This window comes from Tenacibaculum aquimarinum (genome assembly GCF_022478115.1).
GTDB lineage: Bacteria > Bacteroidota > Bacteroidia > Flavobacteriales > Flavobacteriaceae > Polaribacter > Polaribacter aquimarinum_A.
In genome coordinates this window covers 307,762-330,022 of the sequence record NZ_JAKGSC010000001.1, presented here as the reverse complement: position 1 = coordinate 330,022, position 22,261 = coordinate 307,762, and the positions used below count along the sequence as shown (strand labels likewise).

The 22,261-nt window shown below is 29.3% G+C and carries 28 protein-coding genes; 21 read left to right on the top strand and 7 right to left on the bottom strand.

Going from position 1 to position 22,261, the window contains the following annotated elements; translation table 11 throughout:
- The 6 genes from map to L1S33_RS01545 form a co-directional block, all read right to left on the bottom strand.
- On the bottom strand, window positions 1–807 hold the full coding sequence (map, locus tag L1S33_RS01570; protein ID WP_240560921.1) for a type I methionyl aminopeptidase: 807 nt from the start codon (window positions 805–807) through the stop codon (window positions 1–3).
- Window positions 808–851: 44 nt separating this feature from the next.
- Window positions 852–1,385 (bottom strand): thioredoxin family protein, encoded by a 534-nt coding sequence (locus L1S33_RS01565; protein WP_240551294.1) that lies wholly within the window; start codon window positions 1,383–1,385, stop codon window positions 852–854.
- 10 nt (window positions 1,386–1,395) lie between these two features.
- On the bottom strand, window positions 1,396–2,913 hold the full coding sequence (gene gpmI / locus L1S33_RS01560) for a 2,3-bisphosphoglycerate-independent phosphoglycerate mutase (protein WP_240560920.1): 1,518 nt from the start codon (window positions 2,911–2,913) through the stop codon (window positions 1,396–1,398).
- 80 nt (window positions 2,914–2,993) lie between these two features.
- Entirely contained in the window at window positions 2,994–3,245 is a 252-nt protein-coding gene (locus tag L1S33_RS01555) for a hypothetical protein (protein ID WP_240560919.1), read from the bottom strand.
- 12 nt (window positions 3,246–3,257) lie between these two features.
- Complete coding sequence (locus tag L1S33_RS01550) at window positions 3,258–3,512, bottom strand: hypothetical protein (protein ID WP_240551297.1); 255 nt, start codon at window positions 3,510–3,512, stop codon at window positions 3,258–3,260.
- Between the two features lie 114 nt (window positions 3,513–3,626).
- The gene (locus L1S33_RS01545; protein WP_240551298.1) at window positions 3,627–4,394 is read right to left on the bottom strand and encodes a M48 family metalloprotease; all 768 of its coding nucleotides are present in this window, start codon (window positions 4,392–4,394) and stop codon (window positions 3,627–3,629) included.
- A gap of 122 nt (window positions 4,395–4,516) precedes the next feature.
- On the opposite strand from L1S33_RS01545, the gene L1S33_RS01540 reads away from it, so the two are divergent.
- The 3 genes from L1S33_RS01540 (at window position 4,517) to L1S33_RS01530 (ending at window position 7,176) form a co-directional block, all read left to right on the top strand.
- The gene (locus L1S33_RS01540) at window positions 4,517–6,274 is read left to right on the top strand and encodes an aromatic amino acid hydroxylase (RefSeq protein WP_240560918.1); all 1,758 of its coding nucleotides are present in this window, start codon (window positions 4,517–4,519) and stop codon (window positions 6,272–6,274) included.
- A 9-nt stretch (window positions 6,275–6,283) separates the two neighbouring features.
- Window positions 6,284–6,592: a rhodanese-like domain-containing protein gene (locus tag L1S33_RS01535; RefSeq protein ID WP_240560917.1), complete on the top strand. Its 309-nt coding sequence runs from the start codon at window positions 6,284–6,286 to the stop codon at window positions 6,590–6,592.
- Window positions 6,593–6,735: 143 nt separating this feature from the next.
- Window positions 6,736–7,176 carry a hypothetical protein gene (locus tag L1S33_RS01530; RefSeq protein ID WP_240551301.1) on the top strand — a complete coding sequence of 147 codons (441 nt, stop codon included), beginning with the start codon at window positions 6,736–6,738 and terminating at the stop codon, window positions 7,174–7,176.
- On the opposite strand, the gene L1S33_RS01525 is transcribed toward L1S33_RS01530, so the two are convergent.
- Window positions 7,173–8,120: a GSCFA domain-containing protein gene (locus L1S33_RS01525; RefSeq protein ID WP_240560916.1), complete on the bottom strand. Its 948-nt coding sequence runs from the start codon at window positions 8,118–8,120 to the stop codon at window positions 7,173–7,175. The genes L1S33_RS01530 and L1S33_RS01525 overlap by 4 nt on opposite strands.
- Window positions 8,121–8,230: 110 nt before the next feature.
- On the opposite strand from L1S33_RS01525, the gene L1S33_RS01520 reads away from it, so the two are divergent.
- From L1S33_RS01520 to L1S33_RS01435, 18 genes are all read left to right on the top strand, one after another.
- Window positions 8,231–9,124, top strand: coding sequence for a MerR family transcriptional regulator (locus L1S33_RS01520; RefSeq protein ID WP_240560915.1), 894 nt, complete (start codon window positions 8,231–8,233; stop codon window positions 9,122–9,124).
- Window positions 9,125–9,317: 193 nt separating this feature from the next.
- The gene (locus L1S33_RS01515) at window positions 9,318–10,274 is read left to right on the top strand and encodes a fasciclin domain-containing protein (protein ID WP_240560914.1); all 957 of its coding nucleotides are present in this window, start codon (window positions 9,318–9,320) and stop codon (window positions 10,272–10,274) included.
- A gap of 74 nt (window positions 10,275–10,348) precedes the next feature.
- A complete protein-coding gene (locus tag L1S33_RS01510; RefSeq protein ID WP_240560913.1) occupies window positions 10,349–11,812 on the top strand; it encodes a phytoene desaturase family protein in 1,464 nt (487 codons plus the stop codon).
- A 2-nt stretch (window positions 11,813–11,814) separates the two neighbouring features.
- A complete protein-coding gene (locus L1S33_RS01505) occupies window positions 11,815–12,660 on the top strand; it encodes a phytoene/squalene synthase family protein (protein WP_240560912.1) in 846 nt (281 codons plus the stop codon).
- Window positions 12,660–13,100, top strand: a complete 441-nt coding sequence (locus tag L1S33_RS01500) for a hypothetical protein (protein ID WP_240551306.1) — start codon at window positions 12,660–12,662, stop codon at window positions 13,098–13,100. Before L1S33_RS01505 ends, L1S33_RS01500 begins: the two co-directional genes overlap by 1 nt.
- The gene (locus L1S33_RS01495) at window positions 13,097–13,552 is read left to right on the top strand and encodes a sterol desaturase family protein (protein ID WP_240551307.1); all 456 of its coding nucleotides are present in this window, start codon (window positions 13,097–13,099) and stop codon (window positions 13,550–13,552) included. Before L1S33_RS01500 ends, L1S33_RS01495 begins: the two co-directional genes overlap by 4 nt.
- Entirely contained in the window at window positions 13,549–14,250 is a 702-nt protein-coding gene (locus L1S33_RS01490; RefSeq protein ID WP_240551308.1) for a lycopene cyclase domain-containing protein, read from the top strand. Before L1S33_RS01495 ends, L1S33_RS01490 begins: the two co-directional genes overlap by 4 nt.
- Window positions 14,237–14,710: a TspO/MBR family protein gene (locus L1S33_RS01485; RefSeq protein WP_240551309.1), complete on the top strand. Its 474-nt coding sequence runs from the start codon at window positions 14,237–14,239 to the stop codon at window positions 14,708–14,710. Before L1S33_RS01490 ends, L1S33_RS01485 begins: the two co-directional genes overlap by 14 nt.
- Window positions 14,711–14,714: 4 nt before the next feature.
- The gene (locus L1S33_RS01480; RefSeq protein WP_240551310.1) at window positions 14,715–15,368 is read left to right on the top strand and encodes a TetR family transcriptional regulator C-terminal domain-containing protein; all 654 of its coding nucleotides are present in this window, start codon (window positions 14,715–14,717) and stop codon (window positions 15,366–15,368) included.
- Complete coding sequence (locus L1S33_RS01475; RefSeq protein ID WP_240551311.1) at window positions 15,365–16,675, top strand: ABC1 kinase family protein; 1,311 nt, start codon at window positions 15,365–15,367, stop codon at window positions 16,673–16,675. The genes L1S33_RS01480 and L1S33_RS01475 overlap by 4 nt, the downstream gene beginning before the upstream one ends.
- Window positions 16,675–17,286, top strand: coding sequence for a flavin reductase family protein (locus tag L1S33_RS01470; protein ID WP_240551312.1), 612 nt, complete (start codon window positions 16,675–16,677; stop codon window positions 17,284–17,286). The genes L1S33_RS01475 and L1S33_RS01470 overlap by 1 nt, the downstream gene beginning before the upstream one ends.
- Window positions 17,287–18,705, top strand: coding sequence for an SDR family oxidoreductase (locus tag L1S33_RS01465; protein ID WP_240560911.1), 1,419 nt, complete (start codon window positions 17,287–17,289; stop codon window positions 18,703–18,705). It abuts the gene before it with no gap.
- Between the two features lie 24 nt (window positions 18,706–18,729).
- Window positions 18,730–18,996 (top strand): TIGR03643 family protein, encoded by a 267-nt coding sequence (locus L1S33_RS01460; protein ID WP_072556026.1) that lies wholly within the window; start codon window positions 18,730–18,732, stop codon window positions 18,994–18,996.
- Window positions 18,993–19,232, top strand: coding sequence for a hypothetical protein (locus tag L1S33_RS01455; protein WP_072556025.1), 240 nt, complete (start codon window positions 18,993–18,995; stop codon window positions 19,230–19,232). Before L1S33_RS01460 ends, L1S33_RS01455 begins: the two co-directional genes overlap by 4 nt.
- A 6-nt stretch (window positions 19,233–19,238) precedes the next feature.
- The gene (locus L1S33_RS01450; RefSeq protein WP_240560910.1) at window positions 19,239–19,916 is read left to right on the top strand and encodes an SDR family NAD(P)-dependent oxidoreductase; all 678 of its coding nucleotides are present in this window, start codon (window positions 19,239–19,241) and stop codon (window positions 19,914–19,916) included.
- Window positions 19,917–19,918: 2 nt separating this feature from the next.
- A complete protein-coding gene (locus tag L1S33_RS01445) occupies window positions 19,919–20,449 on the top strand; it encodes a CIA30 family protein (protein WP_240560909.1) in 531 nt (176 codons plus the stop codon).
- Between the two features lie 14 nt (window positions 20,450–20,463).
- Window positions 20,464–20,949: an SRPBCC family protein gene (locus L1S33_RS01440; protein WP_240551315.1), complete on the top strand. Its 486-nt coding sequence runs from the start codon at window positions 20,464–20,466 to the stop codon at window positions 20,947–20,949.
- Window positions 20,939–22,225 (top strand): cryptochrome/photolyase family protein, encoded by a 1,287-nt coding sequence (locus tag L1S33_RS01435; RefSeq protein ID WP_240551316.1) that lies wholly within the window; start codon window positions 20,939–20,941, stop codon window positions 22,223–22,225. Before L1S33_RS01440 ends, L1S33_RS01435 begins: the two co-directional genes overlap by 11 nt.
- Window positions 22,226–22,261 lie beyond the last annotated feature (36 nt).

The window sequence follows — 22,261 nt, the reverse complement described above, 5'->3', positions numbered from 1 at the left end:
TTACACGTTTCTAAACTCATCTTCTTCATTAGAACTTATTCCTAATGCGTCATAAATATATTTAAAGGTAGAAAGTAGTTCTGGTTTTCCGTTAACAATAGCAACATCATGTTCAAAATGAGCAGAAGGTTTGTTGTCTAACGTAGTAATTGTCCAACCATCATTATGTTGTCTAATTTTTTGAGTTCCTAAGTTAATCATAGGCTCAATAGCAACTACCATTCCTTCTATAAACTTTTTACCGCGACCACGTTTACCATAGTTTGGCATTTCTGGATCTTCATGCATTGTAGTTCCAAGTCCATGACCAACTAATTCTCTAACAACTCCGTAACCGTATTTTTCACAGTAATTCTGAATTGCAAAACCAACATCGCCAACACGATTACCAACTTTTAGTTGTCTTATACCTTCGTATAAACTTTGTTTGGTAACGTCTAGTAATTTTTGAGTTTCTGCAGCAATTTCTCCAACAGCAAAAGTATATGCATGATCTCCGTAAAAACCATTTTTAATTGCACCACAATCTATAGAAATAATATCTCCTTCAATTAATGGTTTGTCATTTGGAATTCCATGTACTACTTGAGAATTTGGGCTCATACAAAGTGTATTAGGAAAATCATATAAACCTAAAAAACCAGGAATAGCATTTTGTTCTCTAATAAAATCTTCAGCTAATTTGTCTAAATACAAAGTTGTAACTCCTGGCTTTACTTCTTTTGCAAGCATACCTAAAGTTTTAGAAACCACTAATGCACTTTCGCGCATTAATTCTATTTCTTCGCTTGTTTTTACTTTTATCATTTTGAAAAAATTGAAAGGCAAAGATACTGTATTTTAAGAATATTTTACTTTTCGTAAGAATGTTTATAATCTTGTCCCGATACTATTTTTAAAATATCTTTTTCAATAGTTTCTCTTGGATATTCTACAAAACGACCAATTTCTTTTCCTTTTTTATAAAAAATGAAAGTTGGTACTTTAATAATATCTAAACCTTCTTGTAAATTATCTGGAGTTTTTTTAGAACGATTTACTGTTGCTAATTCAACTTTATCTTGATTAAAGCCAACTTGGTCTAAAATTTTGTAAAACTTAGGTGTTTCTCTTTTACTGTCTCCACACCAAGTTCCCATAAAGCCTTTTATAGTAACTCCTTTTAGATTTTTTTTAATTTCTGAAACAACAGTAGCATCTGGAGTAAAACTATCGTAGTTTCTATTAAACCAAGAACTATATGGCGCTTGATTAAAAGATTCTTTATTAGCTAAACCAACAAGATTTCCTTTTTCATTTTTTTCTGCATTAATAACTGGTTTTTTTGTTGAATCGCAAGCAGTTAAGCAAATTATAAATGCGAAAAGAGCAATAAGTTTTTTCATTTTTAATGTTTTATACAAGTGAATTTTGTGTCATTTCTTCCGGCTTTTCAACTCCCATTAAATGAAGAATTGTTGGCGCAATATCGCCCAATATACCACTTTTAACTGATTTTATTTCTTTATCAATTAAAACAAAAGGAACAGGATTTGTTGTGTGTGCTGTATGAGGAGAACCATCTGGATTCATCATTGTTTCACAATTACCATGATCTGCTATTAATAAAATTGAATAGTCGTTTTTTAAACCTGTTTCAATAACTTCTTTAGCACATTCATCTACAGCTTCACAAGCTTTAATGGCAGCTTCCATAATTCCTGTATGTCCAACCATATCTCCGTTTGCAAAATTTAAACAAACAAAATCTGTTTCTCCTTTTTCTAAATCTTCACAAAGAGCATCTTTTAACTCGTAGGCAGACATTTCTGGTTTTAAATCGTAGGTAGCAACTTTTGGTGAGTTTCTTAAAATTCTAGATTCACCTTTAAAAGGTTCTTCTTGTCCTCCTGAAAAGAAAAAAGTAACATGTGGATACTTCTCAGTTTCAGCAATTCTAATTTGCTTTTTACCAGCTTTAGATAAAACTTCACCTAACGTATTTTTAATATTATCTGTATTATAAATAACGTTTATTCCTTTAAAGTTTTTATCATATAAAGTAATGGTTGTGTAGTATAAATCGAGTTTTTTCATTCCAAATTCTGGAAAATCGTTTTGAGATAACGCATTCGTTAATTCTCTTCCTCTATCGGTTCTATAGTTAAAGAAAAGGACAACATCTCCTTCTTTTATTTCAGTTTTTGGTGAGCCATCTTTATTGGTTACAATAATTGGTTTGTGAAATTCATCTGTAATACCAACTTCGTAATTTGCTTTTACAGCATCAATAGCGTTCTCAGTTTTTGTTCCAATTCCATTAACAAGACCATCATAAGCTTCCTTTATGCGTTCCCATCTATTATCTCTATCCATTGCGTAATAACGACCTGTAACTGTTGCAATTTCGCCAGTACTTTTATCCATATGTTCTTGCACTTCATTTAAGAAATAAGGTGCAGATTTTGGATCACAATCTCTACCATCTGTAAATGCGTGTAAAAACACATTTTCTACTTCATTTTCTTTAGCAACATCTAACAATCCTTTTAAGTGATTAATGTGTGCATGAATTCCTCCGTTAGAAACTAAACCTAACAAATGAACAGTTTTGTTATGTTCTTTTGCGTATTTAAAAGTGTCTAATAAAACTTTTTCTTTTCCTAAAGTTTTTTCTTTAACAGCTTTGTTGATACGTGCTAAATTCTGATACACAATTCTACCTGCACCTAAATTCATATGACCCACTTCTGAGTTACCCATTTGCCCTTCAGGTAAACCAACATGTTCTCCGTCTGTACGTAATTCCGCATTCGGGTATTTGTCATACAAAGAGTTAATGTAAGGTGTTTTGGCGTTATAAATTGCTGATACTTTTGGATCTTGGGTAATTCCCCAACCATCCAATATCATAAGTATTACTTTTTTGTTCATCAGAATAAGTTTGAACAGTAAAAATACAAAAGATTTTAAGTAGATTTTTAAAAATCTACGAAACCGTTAACGTTACAGTTTTAATATTTGTGAAATGCAAAAAAGTAAATGAAAACACCTAGTAGGACAGTAAAAAGAATAATGCTTTTTACTAGTTTTCTTTTGTTTTCGAGTTGTAGCTTCTCTTTGATTTTATTAAGCTGTTTTTTTGATATCTTTTCATCAAAATGAAGTTCACCAGAAATTCCTCCAGTATTTTCTAATTTTTTAAAAGGACTAGTATTTTCTCGTTTGTTAATTCTTAAACTTGTGTTCATGTTAGGAAAACTCATATCAATCAGTTTTTAATATTTATGAATAGCAAAAAAGTAAATAAATACACATACTAGAACAGTAAAAATAATACTATTTTTAATTAGCGTCTTTTTGTTTTCTTCCTGTAATTTCTCTTTGATTACATTAAGCTGTTTTTTAGAAGCTTTTTTATCAAAGTGTAGTTTACCAGAAAGACCGCCAGCGTTTTCTAATTTTTTAAAAGCACTAGTTCTTTCACGTTTATTACTTTTTAAACTGGACACCATTGCAGCAATAAAACTCATAGCAAATAAATTTAAAGTTACATCTATGTGTCGCTATAACTTAACAAATGTTACAATAAAAAAAAGCTTTCAGTTTTTCTGAAAGCTTTTTTTATTAAGTTTTATGTTTAAAAATTAACGTCTATATTTTGCAATAGCTTCGTTAATTTTTTCAATTCTATTTTCTGGATCTGGATGCGAACTTTGAAATTCTGGAACTCTATTTGGTCCTGCAGCTGCTTTTAATATTTCCATAACACCAATTAATTCTTCAGGATTATAACCTGCATCTATCATTAATTTTACGCCTAATTCATCACTTTCTAATTCATCTCCACGACCATTTTTAAGTAAGGTTTGTTGCCCGATTCCGTTTGCTAAACTTCCTAAATCTGCTCCAACAGAAGCACCCATTGTTAAGAGTTTCCAGAAATTGGCATCTGTAATTCTTTCATTAGAATGTTTACCTAAAACATGTCCAATTTCGTGTCCTAAAACACCTGCTAATTGATCTTCGTTTTTCAGTTTAGAAAATAATGCATAGGTAATAAAACATTGTCCACCAGGTAAAGCAAAAGCATTTATTGCTTGATCGTCTCGTAGTAAATGGAATTCATAATTATAGCCAGAATTTTTAGCAATAGTATTGTTTATTAATTTAGCACCAACTTGATCTACTAGTTTCTGTGCGTTATCATTTGGATATAAACCTCCATGTTGCTGTGCCATAGATGGCGCTTGTTGTAAACCAATAGCTATTTCTTGATCCACAGATAAACTAACTGCTTGTTTTTTTCCTGTATATGCGTTTATTTCTTGTTGGCTACACTTTTTTAAATAGGCAAATGCAACAATTGCAACACCTATTAATAAGCGTATTTTAAATCCGCTACTTTTTCTCATTATTACTTTGATTTCTTGTTGTTTGCGTAAATATACAAAATCTATATATTTTTAACATCTTAAATCAAACTATTGAATTGTAAAATTCGTAATTTTACAAGGTAAAATTTATTATATTTTTAATGAAAACTCATTTCGAACTTAACGAGGTTACCAAGAAATTACCAAAGCATTTACACAAGTTTGTGGTAAAACAACCTTACAGTGAATATACAGCGCAAAACCAAGCTGTTTGGCGTTATGTAATGCGTATGAATGTAGATTATTTGAGCAAAGTAGCGCACAAATCCTATACGGTAGGTTTAGAAAAAACAGGTATTTCTGTTGAATCTATTCCTAAAATGGAAGGAATGAATAGAATTTTACAAGAAATAGGTTGGGCCGCAGTTTCTGTTGATGGTTTTATTCCGCCAAATGCATTTATGGAATTTCAAGCATATAATGTGCTGGTTATTGCTTCAGATATGAGAACAATAAATCATATAGAATACACACCAGCGCCAGATATTATTCATGAAGCAGCAGGTCATGCACCAATTATTGCAAATCCAGAATATGCAGAATATTTAAGACGATTTGGAGAAATTGGAAGCAAGGCAATATCTTCTGCCAAAGATTATGAAATGTATGAAGCAGTTAGGTTATTGTCTATTCTGAAGGAAAATCCGAATTCTGATGAAAAAGAAATTGCTGAAGCACAAGAAAAAGTAGAGTGGTTACAAAATAATATGGGTGAATTATCCGAAATGGCTCAAATAAGAAACTTGCATTGGTGGACCGTTGAGTATGGTTTAATAGGAACTCTTGAAGAACCAAAAATTTACGGAGCAGGTTTGTTATCATCTATCGGAGAAAGTGCTTGGTGTATGAAAGATGAAGTTAAAAAAATACCGTATTCTTTAGAAGCTTCAAACATAAGTTTCGATATTACAAAACCACAACCTCAGTTGTTTGTTACGCCAGATTTTGCACATTTAAGTTTGGTTTTAGAGCAGTATGCAAATACTATGGGTTTAAGAACTGGTGGAACAAAAGGAGTGCAAAAGTTAATTAATTCTAAGAGTTTAGGAACTATAGAGTTGAGTACTGGTTTGCAAATTTCGGGTGTTTTTACAAATGTTATAAAAGATGAAGATGGTAAGGCAATTTATGTACAAACTACAGGGAAAACAGCCTTAGCTAATAGAGATAAAGAATTAATTGGTCATGGAACAGCATATCATGCAGAAGGTTTTGGAAGTCCAATAGGTACTTTAAAAGGAATAAATATCCCAATTGAACATATGAGTCCGAGAGATTTAGGAGCTTATCAAATTCATGAAGGAAAAAGAATAGCATTAGAATTTGTTGGTGGCATAAAAGTTGAAGGTGAGGTAATAACAGGAACAAGAGATCTACGTGGTAGAATTCAACTAATATCTTTTAAAGATTGTACAGTTACGCATAAAGATACAGTGTTGTTTCAACCAGAATGGGGAATATATGATATGGCTGTTGGTAAAGAAATTAAATCGGCTTACTCAGGAACAGCAGATTTAAATTCTTTTGTAGATAGCAGTAAAATTTCTGAAACGAAAACACATAAAATTAAGTATTCCGAAGTAGAAAAAGAATTATATTCATTGTATTCTGAAGTAAGAAATATGAGAGAAAATGTTGAGGTTTCTGAAGAAAAAATTAAAGCTATATTTGCCACTTTGCAAGACATTTATAAAAGCGATTGGTTATTGCCTTTAGAATTATACGAATTAGCTGTTGAAAATAATTACAGCATTCAATCTGAAGTTTTTAACCACTTGGAAAAGTTGCAGGAAAATATAGCATATAAAAAATTAATACAAAACGGATTAGATTTATTAAAAATCAATCAATATTCATAAGAAAGTAAAATGGGATTATTTGGAATGTTTAGCAAAAAAGATGCTACAAACGAAATTAAAGAATACTTAGAAAAAGGTGCAATTGTTTTAGATGTTAGGACAAAAATGGAATGGGATGAAGGTCATTCTGAAGGCGCAAAGCATGTTGTTTTAGCTACAATTCCGTTAAATGTAGACGAAATAAAATCTTGGAATAAACCAGTAATTGCTGTTTGTAAAAGTGGTGGAAGAAGTCATCAAGCTACACAGTTCTTAACTCAAAATGGGTTGGATGTTATAAACGGAGGCCCTTGGCAAAATGTAGATCAGTATTTGTAAAAAGATTTGTTTAAATCTTTATAAAAAGGGAATTTCTAATTAGGAATTCCCTTTTTATTTTTTAATAATTCGAAAATTTATGGTAGGGTAAAGTAAGTTTTAATTGTTTACTTAATAGGTAGTAAATTTAAAACATAAATATTATGAGAACTTTTAAAATTAATTTATTAATTATTACGCTATGTTTTTTTGGAACTTCATATTCACAAGAAAAAGAAGTAGAAAAAAATAATGAATCTAAATTATCTTATTATGAAAAAAGAGGTAAGGAAGATGCAGAATTTGAGCAAAAATTTACAACAGAAACTAGGAGTGAAGAAAAGAAGTTTTGGAAAGATCAAAAAAAATACGAAAAAGAATTAAAAAAGAAAGATACAGAAACATACAATGCTTACATGCAGGGTAAAAAAGATGCATATAGAGAACATCAAAATCATTGTGACAATCACTGTAATCATGGGTATTATTACCACAATCATGCAACTTTTTATTATCATTCAGAATATAGAAGACAACCAAGAAGAAGTTCAGTTGGTACAAGTGTTAGAATTAAGAGTCCTAAAGTAAGAATTGGCTTGTTTTAAAACTTCATAAAAGGAAATTCTTGTAAGAGAGTTTCCTTTTTTTCTTGTAGATTTTTTAAAAACTGTTGATGTTGTTTGGAGTTTTTATTGAAAGGTCTATGCGTTAACCCTTTTTGAATGATTTCCACCTCTTGCATGGTTTTTGAAGCTTTTTCAGTAATCCAAGTATCAGAGAATCTTTGCCAAATATAATTTATGGCTGTTTTGTTAGGATGAATCATGTCTTCGGCATAAAAACGATAATCGCGTAATTCATCCATCATAATTTCATAAGAAGGAAAATAAAATGAATCTCGTTTATCAATTACTTGATTTATTCCTGCAACTAAATGAGCTTTACTTTGTGTGTTTTCTATAAAACCATCTTTTAAGTGCCTTACAGGTGAAACTGTAAATAATACGATTGCTTTATTATTTACCGATTTTATAAGTGCAATTATAGCCTCTAAACTTTCACTAATTTCATTAACAGAAAGGATTTTTTTTAAGAATTTTTTCTGCGGAATTTTATGGCAATTAGCTACAATTTTATCGGAAGAAATCTCTCTGTAAACCCAAGAAGTACCGAGTGTAATTATTAAATGAGATGCGTTTTTTAATTGTTGATACGTTTCTTCTACAGCATTGTTTAAATTGGATAATAATTGGTTTTTATCATTAGAACTTAAGTTGGAATGAGCATCAAAACTATGCCAACGTTCGTTGTGTGAAAAAATATCATCATCAATATATTTCTTCTCATTAATTGCATTGGTAATTAAGTTTTCAATTGCTTTTGGGTGAAATAAATTTCCTAACGGATTGTGAGCAGATTGAAATTTGAAATAGGTCAATTTATTACCAATATTTTCTGAAAAACAAGAACCAATTAATAGTAGTTTAGACGCATAATCAATTTGATTAATTGGCTGTTTTTTTAATGGTATTTTGGTTAAAAGCTGCATCGATTATTTTAATATGTAGTTCAAAATAAAGCTAAATTCTTTAGATTTCATCAAAAAATTTTCATTTTATATATTAATTTGTACATTTGTTTAACTTAAAAAGAAATAAATTGAACAATATAAAAAGTGTTTTTACCATTAAAGATCTTGAAAATATTTCAGGAATTAAAGCACACACAATTCGTATTTGGGAAAAAAGATACAACCTTTTAATCCCTGAAAGAACAGATACTAATATACGTTATTACTCCTCTGATAATTTACAAAAATTATTAAATGTTGTTTTGCTAAACAATAATAATTTTAAGATTTCTAAAATTGCATTAATGTCAAATGATACCATTAAATTAAAAGCGAGAGAACTCGCTTTTAATAAGGCGGTTAATGACGAAGCTTTAAATTCTTTAAAGATGTCAATGTTTCAATTTGATAAAGTTTTATTTAATAATACTTATAATGTCTTATTACATAAAAAAACTTTTAGAGAGGTTTTTAAAGAGGTCTTTATGCCATTTTTAAATCATATTGGTTTGTTGTGGCAAACTGACACATTACTTCCCTCACACGAGCATTTTATATCTAATTTAATTACTCAAAAAATCCAAATTAATATAGAGAAATTAGAATATGCTGCAACAAAATCTGATATTACTTATGTGTTATTTCTACCAGAGAATGAAGTTCATGATTTAGGTTTAATGTATCTAAATTATGAGCTTGCACTTCGTGGTTTTTCAACTATTTACTTAGGTCAAAGTTTACCAATTGATAATTTAAGTTATTTTATTAAAAACAAATCAGAAGTTCGTTTTGTAACTTCCCTAACTGTAAAGCCTTTTGATGATAAGGTAGTTTCATATTTTAAAAGTATAGATGAAAAGATTGCTAATACAAATCACAGTTTAATTGCTTTTGGAAAAAAAACTGTTTTAGTAGAGAATCAAAAATTTAACTCAGATATTACTTTCTATCTTTCACTTAAAGATTTGCTTAACTCATTATAATTTAATTTTGTTTAATTTTTTATTGTCTTAGTTAAACAAAATTTATATATTTGCAATATGTTTTGATCTTCAAAGCATTTTTTTTCGAAAAAAATAATATTGTTTAATCTTTTCAATAATAAGATAAACAAAGTCTCAAAAGCTGAAAAAAGACTTTAAAAAACAAAGTAGGCAAATATTAAAAACATCAATTATGAAAATCAAGAATTTAACAACAAGACTTTTTTTTATTGGCTTAATTTTAAGCTTAGGGTTTTTAACATCGTGTTCAGATGATGCTCCAGTAGTTCAAGAATACGATATTGTAGAAACAGCAATAAATACACCGGACCTAAGTATTCTAGTGGCTGCTCTTCAAAGAGCAGAATTAGTGTCTTCTCTGCAAGCGGAAGGCCCATTTACGGTATTTGCACCAACAAATACTGCATTTCAATCTCTATTAGATAGTAATCCTTCTTGGAATTCTCTAGAAGATATTCCTACAGAAACTTTAAAGTCTGTTTTATTGTTTCATGTTTTGTCAGGAAATGTAATGGCTTCAGATTTATCTGATACTTATGTAAATACTTTAGCTACAGGACCAAATGATAAAAATTTATCGCTCCAAGTTGCGGTAACAGGAGGTGTAATGTTTAACGGAGATGCTATGCCAATTACTACTGATGTTATGGCAACAAACGGAGTTGTACATGTTATTGATAAGGTAATGTTACCAACTAATATTGTAACTTTAGCGCTAAATAATGCAGGCTTTTCAACTTTAGTTGCAGCCTTAACTGATAGTAGACATACAACAGATTTTGTTTCTTTGTTACAAGCAGATGGTCCTTATACAGTATTTGCTCCAACAAACGATGCTTTTCAAGATTTACTAGACAGTAATTCTTCATGGAATTCATTAGGAGATATACCAATTGCTACGTTAGATGCAGTTTTAAGATATCATGTTTTTGCTGGAGGAAATGTACAGTCTTCACAATTAACAGACAATCAAGTTATAACAATGTTTGATGGAAATGATATAACTGTAGATTTATCAAATGGTGCAAAAATAGAAACTACATCTTCTCAATCTGTTACAATTTCTTTAACAGATGTTCAAGGAACAAATGGAGTTATTCATGTTGTAGATAGTGTTTTATTGCCTTAATATTAAAAAAAATCACAAGTAAACATTTGTTTGTTTACTTGTGATATATTTAACTATATTTAAAATGTAAAAAATTGAAAAAAACTATTCACATAATAGGTTCAGGTTTCTCATCATTAGCGGCTTCATGTTATTTAGCAAAAGAAGGCTACAATGTAGTTGTTTTAGAAAAGAATAATACCATAGGAGGGAGAGCAAGGCAATTATTAAAAGATAACTTTACTTTTGATATTGGTCCAACTTGGTATTGGATGCCTGATGTTTTTGAAAAATTTTTTGCTGATTTTGGTAAAAAACCGTCAGATTTTTATGAATTAGAAAAGTTAGATCCTGCTTACCAAGTATATTTTGATAAAGAAGATTCTATAACAATTCCAGGAAGTTTAGACGAAATTTATCAAATTTTTGAATCCGAAGAAAAAGGCAGTTCAAAACATTTAAAAGAATTTTTAAAATCTGCTAAATATAATTATGATGTTTCAATCAACGACTTGGTTTATAAACCTGGAGTTTCTCCATTAGAGTTAGTTACTCCGGTTACTATTGGAAAAGTAACACAGTTTTTTTCAACCATAAGAAAACAAGTTAGAAAGAAAATTAAAAGTAAAAAATTAATTCAAATTTTAGAGTTTCCTGTTTTGTTTTTAGGAGCAAAACCAAGTAATACACCAGCGTTTTACAATTTTATGAATTATGCAGATTTTGGTTTAGGAACTTGGCATCCAAAAGGAGGTATGTACAAAGTTATTGAAGCAATGGAAACATTAGCTGCAAGTTTAAATGTAACATTTAAAACGAATGCAAATGTGCAAGAAATTACAGTAAATGAATTGGGTGAAGCAATTGGATTAGTTGTAAATGAAGAGTTTATTCCTTCAGATATAGTATTAAGTGGTGCAGATTATCACCATACTGAAACGTTGATTCCTAAAATGTACAGACAATATTCAGAAAAATATTGGGATAAAAAGGTTTTTGCACCATCATCATTATTATTCTATGTTGGAATTGATAAAAAATTAGAAAATGTTTGTCATCATACACTGTTTTTTGATACAGATTTTGATGTACATGCAAAAACAATATATGATGCCCCGAGTTGGCCCAAAGAACCACTGTTTTATGCAAGTTTCCCTTCAGTAACAGATGGTTCCTTTGCGCCAATGAATAAAGAAGCCGCTACTTTTTTAATTCCATTAGCACCAGGAATTGAAGATACGCCAGAGATACGAGAAAAGTATTTTAATATTATAATTAATAGGTTAGAAAGGTTAACAAACCAATCCGTTAAAGAGCATATCTTATTTAAAGAAAGTTTTTGTGTAAATGATTTTATAAAAGACTATAATTCTTATAAAGGTAATGCCTACGGATTAGCAAATATTTTAACTCAAACTGCTTTTTTAAGACCAAAAATAAAAAGTAAAAAAGTCAAAAATTTATTTTTCACAGGGCAGTTAACTGTTCCGGGACCAGGTGTTCCGCCATCTTTAATTTCGGGTAAAATAGCTTCAGATTTAATTTTAAAAAATCACTAAAAATGAAAAAACAGTTGTTCGATGAGGTCTCTTTCGCGAGTAGCAAACTTGTAACAAAAAAGTACAGTACTTCCTTCTCTTTGGCAACAAGAATGTTATCACCTAAAATTAGAGAAGCAATTTATAATATTTATGGATTTGTTCGCTTTGCAGATGAAATTGTAGACTCTTTTCATGGATTTGATAAAGAAACTCTGTTGTTAAAATTTGAAAGGGATTATTTTTTCTCAAAAGATATTGGTATTAGCTTAAATCCAATTGTAAATTCTTTTGTGCTCACTGTTAAAAAGTATAACATTTCAGACAAAATGGTTAAAGCTTTTTTGAATAGCATGAAGGCAGATTTATACAAAACTGAATATAATACAGAAGAAGAATATCAAGCATATATTTATGGATCAGCAGATGTAGTTGGTTTAATGTGTTTAAAGGTTTTTGTGGACGGAAATGAAGAAAAATATAATGAACTTAAAGATGCTGCACAGCGCTTGGGTTCTGCATTTCAGAAAGTGAACTTCTTACGTGATATAAAAGATGATTTTGAAGAATTGAATCGTTCTTATTTCCCAAATGTAAATTTTGGCGATTTTAATGAGCAAGCTAAAGCAGAAATAATAAAAGATATTGAAGAAGATTTCGAATATGCCTTTAAAAATGGAATTTTAAATTTACCTGTTGAAGCAAAGTTTGGTGTATATATGGCTTATAGATATTACAAACGTTTATTAAAAAAACTAAAAGCAGTACATCATACAAAAATTATGGAAACAAGGGTGAGAATTTCTAATCCAATGAAAATAAACTTATTAGCTAGGAGTTATGTAAAATATAAACTAAAGCTAATATAATGAGTTTTCAGTATTTAATATTATTTAATATGGTAGTTAACTTTACGAATCCAACACCTGTTTTTGTAAGAGAATTTCATCTCGTTTCAACCAAAAGAATGGAGATTTCGTATATAAGAAAATACGAAAAATCTGATAATATAGATGTTTTGGCTTACGTTGTTTCTTTAAAAATGAAACAAGCTAAATATAAGTTTTTACCTTGGAGTAAACTTAAAGTGTTTAACAAACAGAAGATTAATTTAGAAGAGTTAATTGTAAAAGAACCAAATAACATACATTTAAGATATGTAAGATTAGTAATACAAGAAAGTCTTCCTAAAATTTTAAATTATAATTCTAACATTAATGAGGATAAAGAATTTCTCAAAAATATATTGACTAAAAAAGACACAACTGATTATTTAGATTTTTATATTTTAAAAAACACATCGTTATGATTTGGTTTTATTTCATACTAATTACTTTAGGAGTATTTGTAACCATGGAAGGTATAACTTGGTGTACCCATAAATACATTATGCATGGCTTTGGATGGTTTTTACACGAAGATCATCATCAACCAGGTTATCCACATGTTTTTGAAAAAAACGATGCTTTTTTTGTTGTTTTTGCTATACCAAGTATTTTGCTTTTTTACTTCGGAATTAGGCCTGAACTAAACTATATGTTTTTTATCGGATTAGGGATTTTATTTTATGGAATTGCTTATTTTTTAGTGCATGATGTATTAATTCATAGACGATTTAAGTGGTTTAAAAACACTAATAATCAATATTTAAAAGGATTGAGAAAAGCACATAAAATTCATCATAAACATCTAGATAAGCCAGACGGAGAATGCTTTGGAATGTTATTTGTTCCACTAAAATATTTTAAGAAAAGACAATGAGTACATACTTATATCTCATATTAACTTTAGGAAGTTTAAGTATTCCACTATTTTACAGTATTGTAGAAAAAAAATTTCATTTCATTCAATATTTTAAAGTAGCTTTTGTCAGTATTTTAGTAGTTGCAATTCCATTTTTAATTTGGGACGGTTTATTTACAAAATACGGAGTTTGGGGTTTTAATTCAGACTATCATTTATCAATAGAAATTTTTAAAATGCCAATTGAAGAATGGCTTTTTTTCTTTTGTATTCCTTATGCTTGTTTGTTTACACATGAGGTTTTAAAATATTTATTTCCAGAGTTCAAATTATCAAAGTCTGTAACAATTATTGTTAGTGTTTTGCTTATTTTAAGTACAGGGATGTTACTGCTTTTTAACTTCGGAAAACTATACACAACTATCAATTTTATATTCTTTTTAGTGTTAATTATGTACGGATTAAAGCATCATTTAAAAACATTACAAGAGTATTTACCGAGCTTTTTAGTAATATTAATTCCTTTTTTAATCGTAAACGGAATATTAACAGGAAGCTTTATAGAGCAACCAGTAGTTTGGTATAATAACACCGAAAATTTAGGTTTTAGAATTTTTACAATACCATTTGAAGATGTTTTTTATGCTTTTAATTTGTTGTTTTCAGTTCAGTTAGTATTCAATTATTTAAAAAATAAAAAAGTTGAAAGAAAATAAATATATACGGTTTATACTTTTCTTAGGCGCTAACTTTTTAGCGCTTGGAATTGGAGTTTTATTAATGAAAAATGGCCCGCAAACAGATTGGTATCTTTCATTAAATAAAGCACCTTGGACACCTGAAGGTTGGGTTTTTGGTGTTGCTTGGACAAGTATTATGGTTTTCTTTTCTTTTTACATGACAAAGCTGAGCTTTGAATATCAGTTTTTAGACAAAAAACTTATAAGGCTATACATAGTTCAATGGATTTTAAATGTAAGTTGGAATTACTTTTTCTTCAATCAGCATTTAACTGTTGTTGGTTTTGTGGTAATTACTTTATTATGGCTGTTAATAGGCTATTTTACATTCGAAAACATAAAAAAACTCAATTGGTTTACGTTGTTGATTTTTCCATATTTAATATGGATGACCATTGCAACAAGTTTAAACGCATACATAGTATTTTACAATTAATAATATGGCAAAGAAAAAGAACATAACACAAGATAAAATAGTTGAATGGTATATGAATTCGGTTTTAATCTCTGGAAAACCAACTTCTGTTTTTTCATTTGCTAAAGAAAATAATTTCGAAGAATCAGATTTTTATAGCCATTATTCAAGCTTCGAAAGTTTAGAAAAATCAATTTTTAAAATCTTTGTTGATGAGACAATTCAACTTTTACATACAACTGAAGCTTATCAAGAATATTCATCAAAAGATAAATTATTAAGCTTTTACTTTACTTTTTTTGAATTTCTGACTGCAAATAGATCTTATGTTCTGTTTTCATTTAAAGAGATAAAATCAAACTTATCTAAAGTAACTGTATTAAAAGAAATGCGAACAGAATTTATCAATTTTATACATAGTATTGATATAGAAACCCTTGATTTTAAGAACGATAAAATTAACAAAATTCAAAACAATACTATAGCAGAAGGTTATTGGTTACAATTACTAATGATTTTAAAATTTTGGATGGAAGACACATCTTCTAACTTCGAAAAAACAGATGTTTTTATTGAAAAATCAATTAAAGCAAGTTTCGATATTCAGCAAATTGCACCTATAAAAAGTGTGATAGATTTAGCAAAATTTTTGTGGAAAGAAAAAGGAACATCAATATGAAAAGATTAAATAAAATACCGACTTCAAAAATTGAAAGAGCAACTAAATTGGTTACAACTGGCCTTAAAGTTGGCGTCAATTATGCAAAATATTACGGTAATAAAATAACAAAAACAGAAGAAGAAGCTAGAAGTAAATTAAACGAAGACAATGCTACAGATATTTACGATGGTTTAAAAGAATTGAAAGGCTCTGCATTAAAAGTAGCACAAATGTTAAGCATGGAAAAAAGTTTGTTGCCAAGTGCTTATGTAGAAAAGTTCTCATTATCACAGTTTTCTGTACCACCACTTTCTGGTCCTTTAGTGGTTAAAACATTTCAAAAATACTTTAAAAAATCACCAAATGAAGTATTCGATACATTTACAGCAGAATCTGTAAATGCTGCAAGTATTGGGCAAGTTCATAAAGCTACAAAAAACGATAAAACGTTAGCAGTAAAAATTCAATATCCAGGCGTTGCAAACAGTATTTCTACAGATTTAGCAATGGTTAAGCCAATTGCCATGAAAATGTTTAATATTAAAGGTGAAGGCTCTGACGAGTACTTTAAAGAAGTTGAAAATAAATTATTAGAAGAAACCAACTATGTTTTAGAGTTAAAACAAAGTAATGAGATTTCTGACGCTTGTAGTCATATTCCTAATTTGAAATTTCCAAAGTATTATGAAGCATATTCTTCAGATAGAATTTTAACAATGGATTGGATGGATGGAATTCATCTTTCTGAGTTTACAAAAAAAGAACACAATCAAGCAATAGCAAATAAATTAGGGCAAGCTTTATGGGATTTTTATATGTATCAATTACACGTGTTAAAAAAGGTACATGCAGATCCGCACCCAGGAAATTTTTTAGTTTCTGAGAATGAAGAATTAATAGTCATAGACTTTGGGTGTATGAAAGAAGTTCCGCAAAGCTTTTATGTACCTTATTTTGAATTAGCAGTGCAGGAAAATATTGATAATCCTGCCTTTTTTGAAAGTAAACTTTATGAGTTGGAGATTCTAAGAAAAGATGATAAACCAGAAGAAATAACCTTTTTTAAAGAGCTGTTTTATGAAATGTTATCATTGTTTACGCAACCATTTCAACAAGAAGAATTCGATTTTTCTGATGAAAAATTCTTTGGAAAAATTGCAGATTTAGGTCAAAAGTATTCTCAAAGTACAGAGTTAAGAAAAATGAACGGTAATAGAGGTTCAAAACATTTTATTTATATGAATAGAACCTTTTTTGGACTGTATAATTTAATGCACGATTTAAAAGCAACTGGTATTAAAATTAATAACTACAAAAATATATAATGCATTTATCTAGAAGAGAAATAGATGAAATGGATCATCTATATAAAATAAATTTAATGAATAGTATTTCTGGTTTTAAGTCAGCAAACTTAATTGCAACAAAATCAGAAGAAGGTAAAACAAATGTTGCTGTATTTAGTTCGGTTGTTCATTTTGGTTCTAGTCCTGCAATTTTAGGTTTTGTATTACGTCCAAATACAGTTGCAAGAAATACATATGATAATATAAAGCAGACAGGTTTCTATTCCATAAATGCTATTTCTGAAGAAATAATTGAAGATGCACACCATACTTCTGCTAAATACCCTTCTGAAATTTCTGAGTTTGATAAAACTAATCTGTTACCAGAATATAAAAGTGAATTTTATGCTCCGTTTGTAAGTCAATCTCCATTACAAATAGGAATGAAATTTTTAGAAGAGTATCACATAAGTGCTAACGGAACTATTTTAATATTAGGTGAAGTAACGGATTTGTATTTTAAAGAAGCAATGCTTTCAGAAGATGGTTTTTTAAATTTATCAAAAGGACAAATTGCAACCATTAATGGTTTAGATACTTACTTAGTTGGTAATAATAAGAAGCGATTATCATATCAAAGACCGAAATAAATGAAAATTCTAATCACTGGAACAACAGGTTACATTGCTAAAAGATTGGTTTTAAAACTGCTTGAAGCAGGACATGAAATAGTTTGTTGTGTGCGTGATTTAAATAGAATTCCTGATGAAATAGAAAATAAAAATAATGTACAATTTATAAAAGTAGATTTTTTAGCGGTAAAAGAAATTATTATTCCATCAGATATTGATGTTGCTTATTATTTAATACATTCAATGGCAACTAATGCCACTAATTTTGAAGAATTGGAGCAAGTATGTGCCAATAATTTTAAAAGTTTAGTTCAAAAAACGAAGTGTAAACAAGTTATTTATTTAAGCGGTATTGTAAATGATAATAATTTATCTAAACACTTATCTTCTCGTTATCAAGTTGAAAAAAACTTACAATCAGAAAAATATGCTCTTACAACATTTAGAGCAGGAATTATTGTAGGTAGCGGAAGTGCTTCTTTTGAAATTATAAGAGATATTGTAGAAAAACTTCCTGTAATGATTACCCCAAAATGGTTGAATACTAAATCGCAACCAATTGCCATTAGAGATGTTTTAGCTTTTTTAGAACGAGCAGTTGGTAATCATAAATTGTACAATAAATCTTTTGATATTTGTGGTACAGAAGTACTAACGTACAAGGAGATGCTCTTGCAATTTGCAGCAGTAAGAGGTTTCAAAAGATATATTTTTACGTTACCAATTTTAACTCCAAAATTATCATCTTATTGGTTGTATTTTGTAACATCTACTTCTTTTAATTTGGCACAATCTTTAGTTGATAGTATGAAGGTTGAGGTTATAGCAAAGCCAAGTAATATAAATCAACTATTAAACATTCATCCTATTTCCTATAAAGAGTCAGTTAGCTTGGCTTTTCAAAAAATAGAGCAAAATGCTGTTATTTCAAGTTGGAAAGATGCAATTAGTAGCGGTGTTTTTCAAGATCAATTATCAGATCATATCCAAATACCAGAATATGGTTGTTTTAAAGATGTACGATCAATAAAAATGACTGACGAACAATTTACACTAAATAGAATTTGGTCTATTGGAGGAAAAAACGGTTGGTATAGCTTTAATGGTTTATGGAAAATACGAGGCTATGTAGATAAGATTTTTGGTGGCGTTGGTTTGCGAAGAGGAAGAACGCATGATACATATTTAGAAGCAGGTGATCCATTAGATTTTTGGCGTGTATTATTAGCTGATAAAAAAGAAAAACGATTGCTATTATTTGCTGAAATGAAGTTGCCAGGAGAAGCATGGTTAGAGTTTAAGATTGTAAAAGACAAACTATATCAAACAGCAGTGTTTAGGCCAAAAGGTGTTTTAGGGCGCTTATACTGGTACGCCGTTTTACCATTTCATGCCTTTGTTTTTAGAGGAATGATAAATGCATTAGTCAAAAAATAAATATTCATCCAAAAATATAAAATTATGACGTGTAGAGAATTAGACCGAATTATAGAAATGGCTTGGGAAGATAGAACCACTTTTGATGCAATAAAGTTTCAGTTTGGTTTAAAAGAGCAAGAGGTAATAAGCTTAATGCGTAAAGAATTAAAATTATCTAGTTTTAAACTGTGGAGGGCTAGGGTAACAGGTCGTAGCAGTAAACACCAAGCAAAAAGAGACTTTGTAAAAGGTAGGTTTAAATGTACAAGACAACAAAATATTAGTAACAATAAAATTTCTAAACGATGAAAAAAAATAGGAAAAAGTTAGTAGAGCAAGCGTTAGATTTTGAAGTGAATTATAAATCATTTAGAACCAGAAATGAAAAGATAATTGCTGCGCGTACTGCAAAAGAAATTGTCTTATCAATTAATGAAATTTATAAAAAGACAAAAGAAGACACTTTAATGGATGTTATGAAAAGAATTACAGTGATTAAAAGAAAATTAGAGCTAAGATTAAAAGGTAGATTAACAGCAAATTAATAATTTATGAAAACAATTTTGGTAGTAGGAGGAAGTAGAGGTATTGGTAAAGCTATTGTTAATGCTTTAAAAGATACGCACAAGATTATTAATTTTAGCAGAAATAGAATTGAAGATCATGTTAATGTAACTCATTATTCTTTAGATGTTTTAAAGGATGATTTACCAGAGATAGAAGAACTTAATGGTCTCGTTTATTGCCCAGGAAGTATAAATTTAAAGCCAATTGGACGTTTAAAAATTGATGATTTTCGCGAAGATTTTGAAATTAATGTTATTGGCGCTGTAAAAATTATTCAGAAATATATAAATCCATTAAAAAATAATAACGCAAGTGCTGTGTTTTTTAGTTCTGTAGCAACTAAAATGGGAATGCCATTTCACGCAAGTGTTTCTGCTAGTAAGTCCGCTGTAGAAGGCTTAGTAAAATCTTTAGCAGGAGAATTTGCAACAAAAATTAGGTTTAATTGTATTGCGCCAACAGTTACAGATACTTTGTTGGCTGAAAAATTATTAAGAAATGACAAACAGCGAGAAAATATGAAAGAACGTCATCCTCTTAAAAAAGTTTTAAAAGCACAAGAAGTTGCAAGTTTAGCAACCTATTTGTTGTCTGATGATGCATCTGCAATATCGGGACAAGTTTTTCCAATAGATGCAGGAATTGTGTCTTTAAAATTATAAGAATGAAAACGCTCTTAAACCTTTTACTAATTACTTTTTTTACTTTAGAAATAATGGTCTTTAATTTTAATAAAAATGCAGATATAAATAAGTGGTTAATTACCAATGATAATGTTATGGGTGGTTTGTCTACTTCTAAAATGACACTCAATAATGAAGGAAATGGAGTTTTTTCAGGAACTGTTTCTTTAGATAATAACGGAGGGTTTGCTATGACACGTTTACCTGTAGACTTGATTATTGATGACAGAAAAACTAAAGTTGTTGTCAAATTAAAAGGAGATGGTAAAGCGTATCAGTTTAGAATAAAGTCAAGTAATAGTCAGCGTTATTGGTATATTCAAACGTTTCAAACAACAACATCTTGGCAAACAATAGAATTGCCTTTAAATGGTTTTTTCCCTTCTTTTAGAGGATACAAATTGAATAAAGATAATTTTTCATCAAACACAATTAAAGAAATTGCCATTTTAGTAGGAAATAAAAAGAACGAAGCATTTAAATTAGAAATAGAAAAAATAGTAATTAAATAAGAAGATTTTTATAGATGATAAACTTTAAAAAACATTCCGGTATTTATACGTTAGAAACCCAGCAAGAACTAAATATATCGATAGAAAAAGCTTGGGATTATTTTTCGTCTCCAGAAAATTTAGCAAAAATAACGCCACCTAAAATGGGTTTTAATATCACTTCACAAGTAGATAAGAAAGCTTATCAAGGGCAAATAATTACTTATAAAGTATCTCCAGTTCCATTTATTAAAACAAACTGGGTTACAGAAATAACCCAAGTTAAAGAGCAAGATTTTTTTATTGATGAGCAACGTTTTGGGCCTTATAAAATGTGGCATCATGAGCATTGGTTTGAAAAATTAACAAACGGAAATACATTAATGAAAGATAAAATATCGTATAAAATTCCGTTTGGATTTTTAGGACATTTAGCACAAAGTATATTTATTAAAAAGCAATTAAACACTATTTTTAATTATAGATTTATAACATTAGAAAAATTATTTAATGACAAATAAAATTAGTGTTTTTTGGTATCGCAGAGATTTACGTTTAGAAGATAATGTAGCATTATTTAATGCTTTAAAATCCAGCAATAAAGTACTACCTGTTTTTATTTTTGACAAAGAAATTTTAGATAGATTATCAAAAGATGATGCACGAGTATCTTTTATTTATTCAACTTTGTCAAAGCTAGATTCTCAGTTAAAAAGTGAAGGCTCGTCGTTATTGGTTAAAAAAGGAAATCCAATAGAGGTTTGGAAAAGTTTAATTTCAGAATTTGAAATTTCAGCAGTTTATACAAACAAAGATTACGAACCGTATGCAATAAAGAGAGATCACGAAGTTAAAGCGTTTTTAGCTTCAAATAATATTGATTTTTTTAGTTATAAAGATCAAGTTATTTTTGAAGAAAATGAAGTAACAAAAAATGACGGCTTACCATATACGGTCTTTACACCATATAAAAATAAGTGGTTGCAAGGTTTTAATAGTAAGGTTGATACAAAAGAATATCCAATAGATTTTTCAAAATTTCATCAATTTTCTACAGATTTTCTTACGCTAGAATCAATCGGTTTTGAAGAAAGTATTATAAAAGTTAAGCCGTATAACTTATCGGATTTAGATAACTACGATGAAATTAGAGATTTCCCATATCAAGATAAAACATCCTATTTATCACCTTATTTTCGTTTCGGTTTAGTAAGTGTTCGTAAAATGGTTCAATTTGCTTTAAATACGAATGCTACCTTTTTAAATGAATTAATTTGGCGAGAGTTTTTCATGCAAATTCTATTTCATTTTCCGAAAGTAGTTACCAACAATTTTCGCCAAAAATATGATGCTGTTCCCTGGAGAAATAATGAAGCAGAATTTAAAAAATGGTGTGATGGAGAAACGGGTTATCCAATGGTAGATGCTGGTATGCGACAGTTAAACGCTACCGGCTACATGCACAATCGCGTTAGAATGATTACAGCTGGATTTTTATGTAAACATTTGTTAATTGATTGGCGTTGGGGAGAAGCTTATTTTGCAGAAAAACTCTTAGACTTTGAACTTTCTGCAAACAACGGAAATTGGCAATGGGCAGCAGGAACTGGCTGTGATGCAGCTCCGTATTTTAGAGTTTTTAATCCAGAATCTCAATTAAAAAAGTTCGACAAAGATTTAAAATACATTAGAAAATGGATAGAAGATTTTGACGAATTAACTTATCCTAAGCCAATGGTTGAGCATAAGTTTGCAAGAGAAAGAGCTATTTCTACTTATAAAAAAGCATTGCAATAAAAAAAGGCTCAAATTTCAATTTGAGCCTTTTTTTAT